This window comes from Enterobacter sp. E14S (assembly GCF_055666685.1).
Genome location: NZ_JBVODQ010000001.1, coordinates 389,217 through 403,685, shown reverse-complemented (window position 1 = coordinate 403,685; position 14,469 = coordinate 389,217). Strand labels below are relative to the sequence as shown.

The 14,469-nt window shown below is 56.0% G+C and carries 9 protein-coding genes and 1 pseudogene; 7 read left to right on the top strand and 3 right to left on the bottom strand.

All coding sequences use genetic code 11. The annotated features are described in order from the left end of the window. Positions 1 to 390: 390 nt before the first annotated feature. Positions 391 to 1,191 carry a YdcF family protein gene (locus ACZ6J2_RS01985; RefSeq protein ID WP_471724634.1) on the bottom strand — a complete coding sequence of 267 codons (801 nt, stop codon included), beginning with the start codon at positions 1,189 to 1,191 and terminating at the stop codon, positions 391 to 393. Between the two features lie 202 nt (positions 1,192 to 1,393). Between ACZ6J2_RS01985 and ACZ6J2_RS01980 the strand changes: the two genes are divergently transcribed. The 5 genes and pseudogenes from ACZ6J2_RS01980 to ACZ6J2_RS01960 all read left to right on the top strand — a co-directional run. Beyond that, complete coding sequence (locus tag ACZ6J2_RS01980) at positions 1,394 to 3,046, top strand: MFS transporter (protein WP_039262556.1); 1,653 nt, start codon at positions 1,394 to 1,396, stop codon at positions 3,044 to 3,046. A gap of 22 nt (positions 3,047 to 3,068) precedes the next feature. Next, positions 3,069 to 4,151 carry an HlyD family secretion protein gene (locus tag ACZ6J2_RS01975; protein ID WP_471724633.1) on the top strand — a complete coding sequence of 361 codons (1,083 nt, stop codon included), beginning with the start codon at positions 3,069 to 3,071 and terminating at the stop codon, positions 4,149 to 4,151. Then, on the top strand, positions 4,148 to 5,527 hold the full coding sequence (locus ACZ6J2_RS01970; RefSeq protein ID WP_471724632.1) for an efflux transporter outer membrane subunit: 1,380 nt from the start codon (positions 4,148 to 4,150) through the stop codon (positions 5,525 to 5,527). Before ACZ6J2_RS01975 ends, ACZ6J2_RS01970 begins: the two co-directional genes overlap by 4 nt. 1,180 nt (positions 5,528 to 6,707) lie before the next feature. Further along, positions 6,708 to 7,100 carry a fimbrial protein gene (locus ACZ6J2_RS01965; protein ID WP_471724631.1) on the top strand — a complete coding sequence of 131 codons (393 nt, stop codon included), beginning with the start codon at positions 6,708 to 6,710 and terminating at the stop codon, positions 7,098 to 7,100. A gap of 790 nt (positions 7,101 to 7,890) precedes the next feature. Next, positions 7,891 to 8,118: pseudogene (locus ACZ6J2_RS01960) on the top strand (O-methyltransferase); the annotation flags it as partial. Between the two features lie 63 nt (positions 8,119 to 8,181). On the opposite strand, the gene hrpA reads toward ACZ6J2_RS01960, so the two are convergent. Then, complete coding sequence (gene hrpA / locus ACZ6J2_RS01955; protein ID WP_471724630.1) at positions 8,182 to 12,084, bottom strand: ATP-dependent RNA helicase HrpA; 3,903 nt, start codon at positions 12,082 to 12,084, stop codon at positions 8,182 to 8,184. A 205-nt stretch (positions 12,085 to 12,289) separates the two neighbouring features. On the opposite strand from hrpA, the gene azoR reads away from it, so the two are divergent. Together azoR and ACZ6J2_RS01945 are read left to right on the top strand one after the other, a co-directional pair. Continuing rightward, positions 12,290 to 12,895 carry an FMN-dependent NADH-azoreductase gene (gene azoR / locus ACZ6J2_RS01950; protein WP_008502313.1) on the top strand — a complete coding sequence of 202 codons (606 nt, stop codon included), beginning with the start codon at positions 12,290 to 12,292 and terminating at the stop codon, positions 12,893 to 12,895. An 89-nt stretch (positions 12,896 to 12,984) separates the two neighbouring features. Continuing rightward, entirely contained in the window at positions 12,985 to 13,671 is a 687-nt protein-coding gene (locus tag ACZ6J2_RS01945; RefSeq protein ID WP_471724629.1) for an RluA family pseudouridine synthase, read from the top strand. A 7-nt stretch (positions 13,672 to 13,678) separates the two neighbouring features. On the opposite strand, the gene ACZ6J2_RS01940 is transcribed toward ACZ6J2_RS01945, so the two are convergent. Beyond that, the gene (locus tag ACZ6J2_RS01940) at positions 13,679 to 14,218 is read right to left on the bottom strand and encodes a DUF2058 domain-containing protein (protein WP_021242569.1); all 540 of its coding nucleotides are present in this window, start codon (positions 14,216 to 14,218) and stop codon (positions 13,679 to 13,681) included. Positions 14,219 to 14,469 lie beyond the last annotated feature (251 nt).

The following is a 14,469-nucleotide window of genomic DNA, read 5'->3' as shown; positions in this document are numbered from 1 at the left end:
GCTAATATGAGCAGTGAAGCATCCCCTCTCCCTGTGGGAGAGGGTTAGGGTGAGGGGAACATACGGGTGTGGTGGTCATTCCGTTCACTTTATGTTCCTTGCTACTCTTTAACGACATAACCGGTGAACGTGCCAGGGTGGCTCAATCGCCACCACCCTGGCAACCCGGGCTCCCGGCGGTAAATCGCCGCTTCGCGGTCCCCTCAGCTTATTCCTTCAGGCTATCGGGTCGGGCATGAGCCTGCATCCCTGCAGGCCACGCCCTCTCGGCGCATCCCTGCGCCTCGCCCCGGCCTTACGGAAACGCTTCGGCGATATACAGCCGGACCAGGACATTGCTGTAAGCCAAAGGTTATTCTGAAGCGGTTGTTATCGCTTCTGATTACACCCTTAAATCGAGCGCCTGGACAACGCATCCGCGAGGACCGGATCCTGCTGCAGCTGTTTCCACGCGGCAATCACCGCCTCAGGGAATTCAACGTGCGCGATAAAATCCCGCCCGGCCGGACCATAGCCGTTAACGTCATCGTACAAACGCGGCAGTTCCCCCAGAACCAGTGAAAGGTAGCGGTCAACGGGCCACAGTCCGCTATTGCCCGCGCTAAACTCCGCGCCCTCTTTGCCATTCTGCAGCGTTGGCGTAAACCCGGGATGGCTTATCCACTGCGGTGATACGGGCTCATCCCGACAAACGCGGGCAAACGTCGCCATCGTACGGCGCTGCATCGTCGGGTCCTGTACCACCAGCACCCGCCCGGTTGCTCGCTCATGCTGTTTTAGCATATTCCAGCTAAAACGCGCGTTCTCACCGCAGTTGGTTGATTGATCCTCAATCCACAGGCGCGCATCGGGGATCTGCCAGAACTCCCGCGCAATGTCGGCAAGAATGCTCGCTTCGGCCCGCCCTTCGACCTGTAAGGTGTGATAACGCGGATGACTGCCGATAGCTGAATATAAAAACGCGGTTGAATGGCCAATACCGCCGCTAATCAGGAGCGGGATTTCTCTCTGCGCGGCAATTCGACAGGCCGCCTCAATGGTCGGGATCACCGCATTCCCTGCCAGGATGACCGCATCGACGTCAGGGGGCTGGCGGTTGCCGCTCAGGTCGTCCTGCGCCAGCCATTCACCGACAGTATTGATGGCCGCCAGCGTGGCATCCGGCAGGATGGGAAAATGGGTCTGTTCCATGCTGAACTCCTTCTCTGTATCCCTTCAGGGTAGCGGCTTCAGATTCTCAACACAACGGCGACATCGGCCGCTCTTTTTCCTTAAACTTCCCTTCTACATTTGATTAACATGCGTAAATCATATTCACTTGAATTATCATTTGCGGCAGACGTAGAATCGCTAGCCCGCTAATTATTCAATTATTTCTAAGGTAAACGACGTTATGCGCCTGCCCGAACGCGACCCTTATGCTCCTCGCGAGTGGCAGCCACATGAGAAACCCGCCCTGCTGGGTTCGCCTTCCACACCCGAGCACAGTACGCCAAAACGCATTGCCTACGGCGTCGTTGGCCTGCTGGTGTGCCTGACGGGAGCGCTGGGAAATGCGGTGGTGACCGCCAACCTGCAAAACCTGCAGGGGACCTTCGGGGCCTGGTCGACCGAAATCGCCTGGCTGCCCGCGGTCTACGTCATGACCAACATCTCCATCAACCTGCTGCTGGTCAAGTTCCGCCAGCAGTACGGTCTGCGCGCGTTCACGGAAGGTTTTCTGGTGCTGTACGTGCTGGTGACCTTTTTCCACCTGTTCGTTAACGATCTCAGCTCGGCGCTGATGGTCCGCGCCGCGCACGGGATGGTAGCGGCCGCGCTCAGCTCGCTGGGAATTTACTATCAGATCCAGGCCTGGCCTGCGAAGCACCGCCTGAAGGCGCTCACCATCGGGATTACCGGGTCGTCGCTCGCCATCCCTCTGGCCCGCCTGTTTTCGACCGAACTGCTGCAGCTGGACGAGTGGCGCGGGCTCTATTTCTTCGAGCTGGGTCTGGCGCTGATCTCCCTGGCCTGCGTGATAGCCTTAAAACTGCCGCCGGGCGACAGGCGCAAGGTCTTTGAGAAGAAAGACTTTATCACCTTCTTTTTAATGGCCCCCGGAATGGCCCTGCTCTGCGCCGTGCTCTCGTTGGGCCGCCTTGACTGGTGGTTCGAGGCGCCGTGGATCGGCTGGTCGCTGGCGCTATCGCTGGTGCTGATTGTGGCCGCCATCGTCTTTGAACATAACCGCGCCAACCCGCTGCTGAACACCCGCTGGCTGTCGAGCGGCAGCATCGTCCGTCTGGGGCTCATCATGCTGCTGATCCGTATCGTGCTGGCAGAGCAAAACACCGGGGTCATCGGCTGGCTGCAGTACGTGGGGTTACAGAATGAGCAGATGACCCACCTGGCGTGGTCCATTTTCGCCGGGATCGTCTGCGGGATCGTCACCAGCTGTCTGACCATCAAGCCGACGAAACTTGCGTGGCCAATCATCACCTCTCTGGCGCTGATGATTGTTGCCTCGCTGCTGGACAGCCAGTCCAACAACCTGACCCGGCCGGACCAGCTGATGCTAAGCCAGTTTCTGCTGGGCTTCGGCAGCGCCTTCTTCCTGGCACCCGCCATGCTGGCCGCCATTGGCGGCGTGATCGCCGACCCGCGCAACCTGGTCAGCTTCTCGGTGATGTTCGGCATGAGTCAGAACCTCGGCGGCCTGCTGGGCTCCGCGATCCTCGGAACCTTCCAGACCTGGCGCGAGAAGTATCACTCCAGCCTGCTGGCGGACCAGCTCACCACGCTCAATCCGCTGGTCAACGAGCGTATCCAGCTTTACACCCAGATGTACCGGAGCCTGATTGGCGACAGTTCGCTGCTGGGAACGCAGGCGATAACGCAGCTGCAAACGGTGACGACGCTTGAGGCGAATATTCTGGCTTACAACGATACTTACCTGCTGACGGCGGGCATCGCTGCCGCCACGCTGGTCTGGATTTTATGGCGCTTGCTGCGCCTGCGCATTACTGCCCGTATGGCGCTTAAGAACGCCACCGGCAATAAATAATTGAAATATTTCTGGAGAGTTTATGAGTCAGCAGGATGCCGCCAAAGAGCAGGCCAACACCCGCAAAAATGTGCGCATTGTTTCCGTTTTCACCGCCGCTGCCATCGGTATTGTCGGCGTGCTGGTGATCCTTTACGCATGGCAGCTGCCGCCGTTCACCCGCCACGCGCAGTTTACCGACAACGCCTACGTGCGCGGTCAGACGACGTTCATCAGTCCTCAGGTGAATGGCTATATCACCGAGGTGAAGGTTCAGGACTTTGTTCAGGTTAAAAAAGGCGACCTGCTGCTGCAGATTGATGACCGTATCTATCGTCAGCGCGTGCATCAGGCCGAGGCACAGCTGGCGATGAAAATTGCCGCGCTCAATAACAACCTGCAGCAGCGTAAAAGCGCCGAAGCGACGATCGCCAAAAACGACGCGGCGCTGAAAAATGCCCGCGCCCAGAGCCTGAAAACCCAGGCGGATTTAAAGCGGGTGAAGGATTTGACGGCTGACGGATCGCTTTCCATTCGCGAACGCGACGCGGCGCTGGCCAGCGCGGCCCAGGGCAGCGCCGACATCGAGCAGGCCAAAGCCTCGCTTGAGATGTCGCGTCAGGATCTGCAGACGGTAATTGTGAACCGCGGCGCGCTGGAGGCGGATGTCGAAAATGCGAAAGCGGCGCTGGAGCTGGCGCAGATAGACCTGCAAAACACCCGCATCATCGCCCCGCGCGACGGCCAGCTCGGCCAGATTGCCGTGCGTCTCGGGGCGTACGTGACCGCCGGGACCCACCTCACCACCCTTGTGCCTCCGCAGCACTGGGTGATCGCCAATATCAAAGAGACGCAGCTCGCGGAGCTGCGCGTCGGCCAGCCGGTAAAATTCACCGTCGATGCCCTGAACAACAAAGCGTATAAGGGCCGCGTGGAGAGCATCTCGCCGGCAACCGGGGTTGAATTCAGCGCCATCACGCCTGACAACGCCACCGGCAACTTTGTCAAAATCGCCCAGCGTATTCCGGTGCGCATCGAGGTGCTCGGCAAGCCTGAGGAGTCCGCCCTGCTGCGTCCGGGCATGTCGGTACAGGTGACCATTGATACGCGGGAGGGCAAACAATGATCCTTCGCCCGATAGCCGCGCTGATGACGGCGGTCATGCTGGCCGGATGCCAGTCCGTTGACGTAAAACCGGCGCAGCCGACGCTGCACATCCCCACCCAGTGGCGTGCTGACGCCGGCCCTGCCAGCCCGGCGGAGCAGCTCTGGTGGCGCAATTTCCACGACAATAACCTCAACCGCTACGTGGATCGGGCGCTTAAAAACAACAGCGACGTGCTGATCGCCCGCGAACGAATTAACGAGTATCAGGCGCGGGCCTTTGCGGCCGACGGCAGCCTGTTTCCGTCGCTTGACGCGGGCGTAACGGGGACGCGCGCCCGTTCGCAATCCGCCGCGACCGGGCTGCCGGTCTACGGCACGCTGTACAGAGGCAGCCTGACGGCGAGATACGACGTGGATATCTGGGGCGTCAACCGCAGCGCAGCCAGTGCCGCCGAAGCCTCGCTGGAGGCGCAAAAAGCCGCCGCTGCCGCCGCGGATTTGACCGTCGCGTCTTCCGTTGCATCCGGGTATGTCACCCTGCTCTCGCTTGACGAGCAGCTGCGCGTGACCCAATCCACGCTGAAATCGCGCGAAGAGGCATTTAACCTCGCGAAACGTCAGTTTGAGACGGGCTACAGCTCGCGTCTGGAGCTGATGCAGTCGGATTCCGAACTCCGCTCAACGCGAGCGCAGGTTCCCGTGCTGCAGCATCAGATTGCACAGCAGGAGAACGCCCTCAGCCTGCTGCTGGGAAGCAATCCCGGTGCGGTAGCGCGCAGCGAAAGCTTTGAGACGCTAACGCCGCTGACGCTGCCGTCACAGCTGCCTTCTACGCTCCTGAACCGTCGGCCGGATATCGTTCAGGCCGAACGCCAGCTGGTTGCGGCTGACGCCTCGCTTGCCGCGTCGCGCGCCAGCCTGCTGCCGTCGATCAACCTGACCGCAACCGGATCGATACAGGATCGCACCCTGTCCGGCCTGCTGGACAACCCGCTTCAGCTCTGGAGCGCAGGCGGCAGTATTCTCGCCCCGCTGCTGAACCGCCAGGCGCTGAATGCGCAGGTGGATATTTCCCAGTCCCAGCGTAACCAGGCGCTGTACGCCTATGAAAAAACCGTGCGTAACGCGTTTGCCGAAGTGAACAACAGCCTTGATGCTATTACGCGCTATCAGGAACAGCTGACCGAGCTGCTTGCCCAGCAGGAGGTGGCGCAGGAGACGCTGCGCATTGCGCAGAACCGCAATCGCAACGGCTACTCCTCCTATCTGGACGTGCTGGACGCGCAGCGCACGCTGTACTCGGTTCAGACCAGCGTAGTGCAGGTGAAAAATAACCTGCTGCTGGCGCAGATCGATTTGTACAGGGCGCTGGGCGGCGGCTGGAAGAACGCGTGAACCCGGTTTGCGCGCGCTGATGCCCTCACCCCGGCCTTCTTCCGCGGGGGGAAAAGCCAAATTCATTGAAAAAACAGGAAAATTTAAATCAAAACGCCTTGTTTTCATTAAGTTTTTGAGGTTGTACAGGTAAATTTTGGTCATGAGATAATGTTCAGGAAATAATTTCTTTGAACTGGTTTTGAACTTTGAATCCGAATACCTATTCATAATTTATGCAAGGAACTGAATAATGAGCATCGTCTTTTCTTCAGGAGCACTCGATTAACTTACCCCAAAGATAAACCTTACATTGTCTATCATGCCAACGGGGAACGTGGCCTCGGGCATTCAGGATTGCGCATGTACCCTACAGGGATAAAGCACCAGGGTAAAATGAAGTTCGTTCCCACTTGTCTACCGTTTTTATACCCTATATTAGCCGCTTCCATTTGTGCCTTTTTTGATTGGGAAAGTGTTTTTGTGCAGTTTATTATTTGTAACTCAAATCTATAGTAAATACGCCCTTTACCTCGCCCATGCTTATGTTTTTCCGAGCTCTGATGTATTGCACACTTAAAGCAACCGTGTTATCTCCATTATACCCTGCGCAGCAGCGATATCATTTCCTATTTGCACATCATTATTATTAAAAAGTATCAGAGCCTACCGCGGCATTATTGTTCTCTGCACATTTGAGTGCAACAATAGCTTCCCTTTAAACATCCCAACTTTGACTTACTCTTATCGCCATATTTCTTTCAACATTAAAACCACATGAAACATACACATGCCAGTTTATTTTACGAACTTGTTAACCTATTGAATACAACATTGTATATGTTATCAATTTGTAATCGGTTGGACGTCCTGTCTATTTTTTCCTTTTCAGGACGATTATAGGCTGTACTGTTTATCTCTTCTGCTTTATTTTAATAAAAATATTATTTATTACATCCATTTGCAGCTGTACCCTGTGCGGCTTTTTTAGATATAAACATCCATGTTTCGTCGCAAGGCTGATTTGATAGGCTTACGCTTAAACTATACTCTCACAGCATGGTTGATTTCTTAGTAATCACCATGATTTCACATTATTTTCAGCCACTTAACAAAGTCCTGAAAAGGATGATTTTTATGTTCATGCTCAGATTACAATCACTGTATTATTAAATAATATTACTTTTGGTTATAATTAATCATGAAGCTACGCTCAGCAACTTTATCAATAGCCGCATCGTTCATCTTTTGTGTAACTGCACAAGCAAGCGACCCTGTTCAAATTACAGTCACAGGAAACATAGTTGCCAGTCCATGTACCGTATCGACTGCAAATGGAAGTCAAACTGTCAATCTCGGTGACGACTTACAGTCAGCTGATCTACAGAAAGCCGGGAGTGCTACGCCCTGGAAAAATTTTGTTATCCAACTGGATAACTGCCCTGACGGTACGACTACGGTAGATGCAACTTTTCATGGAACACCGGATGAATCCCTCCCTGAATATTATAAGAACTTGGGTAACGCAAAAAACCTTGCGATTCAATTAGACACTTCAGGAGGTGCATTTATGTTAATGATGGTTTTGTTTTGAGTTATAAAGTTGTTCATGGGTCTGTTACTTATAACATTGCTGCCAGAGCTTATTCCGAAAAAGGTGGTGTAACACCGGGTTCTATTTCATCCGTTATTACTATTGATTTTGCATATAGATAATTTTGAGGTGCCCGTGTCTGGAAGAATCATACCAGCACGGCTTTTCCCAATACTTCCCTAATGGTCAGTTGGTTATTCTCAGTCTGATAATTTTAAGTCGTTCTTTCTCTTTTCCATACTGCCTTTGCCACTCCTTAATTCCTGTATGTATCGCAGCACCGTACCCACTGTGTAGTGATGAAGGGGGCAAAGGGGGATCACGCCATAATCACTTGCTCGCCGTGCAGCTCCCGGACCTGTTCTTATGTGATGAATCCCGGAAAGGGTTTCCGGGTAGCCCTGCTTTCACACACAATACATCCCATTTGCGCCACGCGTTCCATGTATGCGCGTTTAGTCCTTATTGAATACGCGTGTCATTTGCTGAAAGTCCACTGGTAAACTTTTATTGGATGGTTGAGAACATAGTTAAAGTCTCCCGGTTCAGGCCATTTCACCGCCATCGTTTTTTTTTGCCAGCATGTTTCTGTTAGCGCATTTAAATGCTGCTATATGACTTGCGCCGTTGCTGTCTGAATCAGCTTAGATATAGAGATTTTAAACACCAGCGGGGACGGTGAACCTTTTCATGAAAGCCGTATTCAGTACCGACCATCACGCGCATCCTGATAGAGCCGTTTCTATCCCTTCTGCAATAGCTAGTATTGATGTGGTTTCAAAAAACCGACTTTCTGGAGTGGGCGCCGCACTACTCCCGCCCGGGCACGGTAATTATAGGCGATAACGTGGTGCGCGACGGGGAAGTGATTAACGGACAAAGCGACGACGCGCGCGTGCTGAGGGTACAGCGTTTTATCGAGATGATTGGCGATAACCCGCGCTTAACCGCCACCGCGCTTAAATCGGTGGGGGTTAAGGGATGGGATGGGTTTACGCTGACAATAGTGAACGGGTGAAAATTGTGCGGCCTGATGCCCTCACCCCGCCCCTCTCCCACAGGGAGAGGGAGAAACCGGGTTTTAAGCGGAAATCTGCTCCATCGCCTGCAGAATACGCTTATCCGAAATCGGATACGGCGTACCGAGCTGCTGGGCAAAGAAGCTGACGCGCAGCTCCTCGATCATCCAGCGGATCGCCTGAACGTCTTCATCGTCGCGGCGCGCCGGCGGCAGCTTGTTTAGCCACTGCTGCCACGCCTGCTGCACGCTCTCCACTTTCAGCATCTGCGCGCGATCGCGGTGCGGGTCGATAGCCATTTTTTCCAGACGTTTTTCAATCGCCTGAAGATAGCGCAGCGTATCACCCAGACGCTTAAAGCCGTTGCCGGTGACAAAGCCGCGATAGACCAGGCCCGCCATCTGCGCCTTCACGTCCGACAGCCCCAGCGCCATGGTCATATCCACGCGCCCCTTCAGGCGCTTGTTGATATTGAACACGGCGGTGAGGATCTGCTCGACCTGTTTGGCAATCTCCACCACGGTGTCGTTCAGCTCCGCGCGCACCTTTTCATGGAGCTGAGCAAAGCCCTCTTCCGTCCAGACCGGACCGCCCGCCTCGTGGATCAGCTTGTCCACGCCGCAGGAGATGCAGTCGTCAATCAGATCCAGCACCTTGCCGTACGGGTTAAAGTACAGCCCGAGCTTGGCCTTGTTCGGCAGCTTCTCGTGCAGATACTTGATCGGCGACGGGATGTTGAGCAGCAGCAGGCGACGCAGCCCGCGCCACATCATCTGCTGCTGTTCCTGCGGATTATCAAACAGCTTGATCGCCACGCTGTCGCGCTCGTCCACCAGCGCAGGCCAGGCTTTGACCTTATAGTTACCGCGCTTCTGTTCGTAGCTTTCCGGAAGCTGACCAAAGCTCCAGATATGCAGCCCGCTCTGTTCGATACCGTCGTCCGCCACCGCAGACAGCGTTTCCTGAACTTTGCCTTTCAGCGCCTCTTTAAGCTCACTCAGGGAGCGCCCTTCCAGCAGCTTTTTGTTTTTATCATCCACCACTCGGAAGCTGATTTTCAGGTGATCGGGCACCTGATCCCAGTTCCAATCTTCGCGGTCGATGGTGGTGCCGGTCATGCGTCGGAACTCGCGCTCCAGCGCGTCCAGCAGCGGCAGCTCCAGCGGCGTGACGCGGCCTAAAAAAGCTTCCGCATAGTTTGGCGCAGGCACAAAGTTACGGCGCACCGGTTTCGGCAGGGATTTGATCAGCGCAATCACCAGCTCGCGGCGCAGGCCGGGGATTTGCCACTCAAAGCCGCCCTCATCGACCTGGTTTAACAGCGGCAGCGGAATGTGGACTGTCACGCCATCCGCATCCGTGCCCGGTTCAAACTGATAGGTCAGACGCAGCTTGAGGTTGCCCTGATGCCAGAAGTTCGGGTAGTCGAGCTTGCTGACCGACTCCGCCCCCTCTTTAATCAGCATGCTCTTTTCGAAGTTGAGCAGGTCCGGCGTCTCTTTGCTGGCCTTCTTCCACCAGCTGTCGAAGTGGCGGGCGGAGATAACATCGTGGCTGATGCGCTGGTCGTAAAACTCAAACAGCGCCTCGTCGTCCACCAGAATGTCGCGGCGGCGGGACTTGTGCTCAAGCTCCTCCACTTCCGCGCGCAGCTTCAGGTTTTCGCGGAAGAAGGCGTGGCGCGTCTGCCAGTCACCCTCCACCAGCGCGTGTCGGATAAACAGCTCGCGGCTGAGCGCCGGGTCAATCTGGCTGTAGTTGACCTTCCGCGCGGCAACCACCGGCAGGCCGTAAACGGTCACCTTCTCGGTCGCCATCACCGCGCCCTGCGCGCGCTCCCAGTGCGGCTCGCTGTACGAGCGTTTCAGCAGGTGCTGCGCCACCGGCTCGACCCATTCCGGATCGATACGCGCGGCAATGCGCCCCCACAGGCGGCTGGTTTCCACCAGCTCGGCGACCATGGTCCATTTCGGCGGCTTTTTGAACAGACCGGAACCGGGGAAGATGGAGAAACGGGCGTTGCGCGCGCCGGTATACTCCTGCTTTTCGGCGTCCTTCATCCCAATGTGGGACAGCAGGCCGGTCAGCAGCGCGATATGAATCTCGCGGTACTCCGCAGGCTCGCTGTTGACCGGAATGCCCAGCTCTTTCACCACCTGGCGCAGCTGGGTGTAGATATCCTGCCACTCGCGCACGCGCAGGTAGTTGAGGAAATCCACGCGGCACTGGCGGCGGAACTGGTTCGAGGAGAGCGCTTTCTGCTGCTCGCCGAGATAGTTCCACAGGTTCACGAAGGCGAGGAAATCGGACTCTTTGTCGTGGAAGCGACGGTGCTTTTCGTCAGACGCCTGCTGCTTGTCCATCGGACGCTCGCGCGGATCCTGAATGGAGAGCGCCGAGGTAATGATCATCGCCTCGCGCACGCAGCCGTGCTTCTGCGCTTCCAGCACCATACGGGCCAGACGCGGATCCACCGGCAGCTGGCTGAGCTGGCGGCCGAGCGGCGTCAGCTTGTAGACCGTCGCCTGCTCGTCGGTGGTAATGGCGCCGAGCTCTTCCAGCAGACGCACGCCGTCCTGAATGTTGCGTTTATCCGGCGCTTCGACGAACGGGAACGCCGCGATGTCGCCCAGCCCCAGCGCGGTCATCTGCAGGATAACGGACGCCAGGTTGGTACGCAGAATTTCCGGGTCGGTAAACTCCGGGCGCGACAGGAAATCATCTTCGGAATAGAGACGAATACAGATCCCTTCCGACACGCGGCCGCAGCGGCCCTTACGCTGGTTAGCGGACGCCTGGGAGACCGGCTCAATCGGCAGCCGCTGGACCTTCGTGCGGTAGCTGTATCGGCTGATGCGCGCCGTGCCCGGGTCGATAACGTATTTAATCCCCGGTACGGTCAGCGAGGTTTCCGCCACGTTGGTCGCCAGCACGATGCGTCGCCCGCCGTGCGGCTGGAATACGCGGTTCTGCTCGCTGTTTGACAGGCGCGCGTAAAGCGGCAGGATCTCCGTGTGGCGCAGGTCGCGCTTGCTGAGCGCATCGGCGGTATCGCGGATTTCGCGCTCGCCGCTCATGAAGATCAGGATGTCGCCCGCGCTTTCGTTGCCCAGCTCGTCAACGGCGTCGAAGATAGCCTGCAGCTGGTCGCGCTCGGTATCGTCCGCCTCTTCCACAATCGGGCGATAGCGCACTTCCACCGGATAGGTACGGCCAGAGACTTCGATAATCGGCGCATTGTTGAAATGCTTCGAGAAGCGCTCCGGGTCGATGGTCGCGGAGGTGATGATGATTTTCAGATCCGGGCGACGCGGCAGCAGCTCTTTCAGGTAGCCGAGCAGGAAGTCGATGTTCAGGCTGCGCTCGTGCGCTTCGTCAATGATGATGGTGTCGTACTGCATCAGCAGGCGATCCTGCTGGATTTCCGCCAGCAGAATACCGTCGGTCATCAGCTTGACCATGGTGTTATCGCTAACGTGGTCGCTGAATCGCACCTTATAACCAATGCAGCCGCCCGGCTCCGTCTGCAGCTCTTCGGCAATACGGTTCGCCACGGTGCGCGCCGCCAGTCGACGCGGCTGGGTGTGGCCAATCAGCCCTTTTAGCCCGCGTCCCAGCTCCATACAGATTTTCGGCAGCTGGGTGGTTTTCCCCGAGCCGGTTTCCCCCGCAACAATCACCACCTGGTGGTCGCGGACGGCCTCAAGGATGTCCTGTTTTTTCTGGCTGACGGGCAGGTTTTCCGGATAGGTAATTGCCGGACGTGCGGCTTCGCGCAGCACAACTTTCCCTGCCGCCTGTTCAATCTCTTTCGCCATCTCCTGGTAAATGGCCTGTTGTGCATCAGGATTTTTAACCTTCTTCACACCGTGCAGACGGCGGGCAAAGCGCTGTTTATCGCGCAGCATCAGAGAATCAAGCTGTTGCAGGAGCATCGGGATGGTTAATTTTTGTTGTTCTGTCATAGCGTTAAAGGGCAGTACACGCCCTGATAAACTCTCTTTTTAATGATTGCTATAGAGTACCACATTGACGTCTTTCGCGCCTTATTCAAAAAATTCGAACATAGGCTTCGATATATTGCGCTATCTCTGTGGCAGGATTGTGAATAGAGTGTCAACAAGCAACGGGGCAACCCCCTTCAATCAAATGCAACAACAGGAATCACCCATGAGCAAAGTATTAGTTTTGAAATCCAGTATTCTGGCAGGGTACTCTCAGTCTGGTCAGCTGTCTGATTACTTCGTTGAACAGTGGCGTGAACAGCATTCCGCTGACGAAATCACCGTGCGTGACCTGGCTGCAAACCCAATTCCTGTGCTGGACGGCGAGCTGGTTGGCGCGCTGCGCCCTAGCGATGCACCGCTGTCTCCACGTCAGCAGGAAGCGCTGGCCCTGTCCGACGAGCTGATTGCTGAGCTGCAGGCGCACGACGTTATCGTTATCAACGCCCCAATGTACAACTTCAACATCCCTACCCAGCTGAAGAACTACTTCGACCTGGTGGCGCGCGCTGGCGTAACCTTCCGTTACACCGAGAACGGCCCTGAAGGTCTGGTGAAAGGTAAACGTGCGATCGTCCTGACCAGCCGTGGCGGTATCCATAAAGACACCCCAACCGACCTGGTTGCGCCGTACCTGAGCCTGTTCCTGGGCTTCATCGGCATCACTGACGTGAACTTCGTGTTCGCTGAAGGTATCGCTTACGGTCCGGAAGTGGCGACCAAAGCGCAGACCGATGCGAAAGCCGCCATCGACAGTCTGGTAGCAGCCTAAGATTTTGCCCTCTCACCGCCTGGTGGGAGGGTTTTTCTTTTCCCCGCATTTCGTTATCATCCGCTCCCACTCTCCAGCCGGGCGGCCTGATGTCTGCGATTATTGATTCTTTTATAGCCCCACCGTGTCACGATGACATTCAGATCCTCTGGCAGGATGAACATCTGCTGCTGATCGATAAGCCTTCCGGTCTGCTCAGCCTCTCGGGCAAAAATCCGCAAAACCTTGATTCCGTCCATTATCGTCTGGTCCAGACGTTCCCCGGCTGCACGCTGGTACACCGTCTGGATTTCGGCACGTCCGGGCTGATGGTGGTTGCGCGCAATAAGGCCATCAATGCGGCGCTGTGCCAGCAGTTCAGCCAGCGCAGCGTGGAGAAGGTCTACAGCGCCCTGCTTTGCGGCCATGTGGAAAACGACGAGGGAGTGATAGACGCGCCGATTGCCAAAGACCCGGCGCTGTTCCCGCTGATGTCGATCTGCGCCATCAACGGTAAACCCGCCCGCTCCCGCTATCGGGTAGTGGAACGGTTTTATCAGGGTACGGGACTGCCGTTAACGCGGGTGATACTGATACCGGAGACCGGGCGAACCCATCAGCTGCGTATTCACTGCCAGCAGCTGGGGCACCCTATTCTGGGCTGCGATCTGTATGGCGGTCTTGAAGCGCCGGGGGCGGAAGACGCGCCCCGGCTGATGCTGCATGCAAGCGAACTGAATTTTATTCATCCCGTGAGCGGAGAGCCGGTTAACGCCCGTCACGCCGCCCCGTTCTGAATCCGTTTTACCACATCAAATCGTCAGGGATTTTGAAGTCCGCGTACGGATCGTCTTCGTCCTGCTCTTCCTGGCTGAGCGCGCTGTTTAACACGATGCTGTCGGCATCGCGCTGGGCAATTTTATCGGCCACCACCGCCGGAATAATCGCGTATTCACAGTCGCCGCTGGCGTTGATGACCAGACGAGCAATCGCCAGACGGCCGTTGATCAGCTGAGCCTGAGTTTGCTTGTCAACCTCGATTTTTTTGATCAGATTACCGTCGGTGAAGTTAAAGGTGATGTTACCTTTCGCCACGGTGATGCGGTTCATCTCGATCAGCTGCTTCACCTGCGCTTTAAACTCTTTCGCCAGCACGGCCTGCTTCTGCTGCTCGCTCAGCAGCTTGTCGCGCTCGATCTGCGCTTTCTTGTTCTCTTCTACCGCTTCCCGAGCCTCGCGCGCCTGAACGCGTGATTTCTTTGCCGTGCGCTGCACTTTCGCCGCTTTTTTGCTGCTGACCAGGCCCGCTTTCAGCATCTGCTCTTGTAAGGTGAGTTTTGTCATGATTGTTTCTAAACCGGTTGGAAATTTTGGGGATTATAGCGGGAATTACGGAGAGTGTGCCAGAGAAGTAGGCATCGCGCTTTGTCGCCTGAGCCTTGTTTATTATTTATTCAGCGTTTACGAATGTTATAGCCGCAAGAATGATTAAAAATTGTCAGGTCATTTTCTTAAAAAAAAATGAGCAACTCATAAATATGATGTGAGTTGAATATCTCTCCCCGCTTCAGGCGTAGGCTGCTTTTCTCTTATTA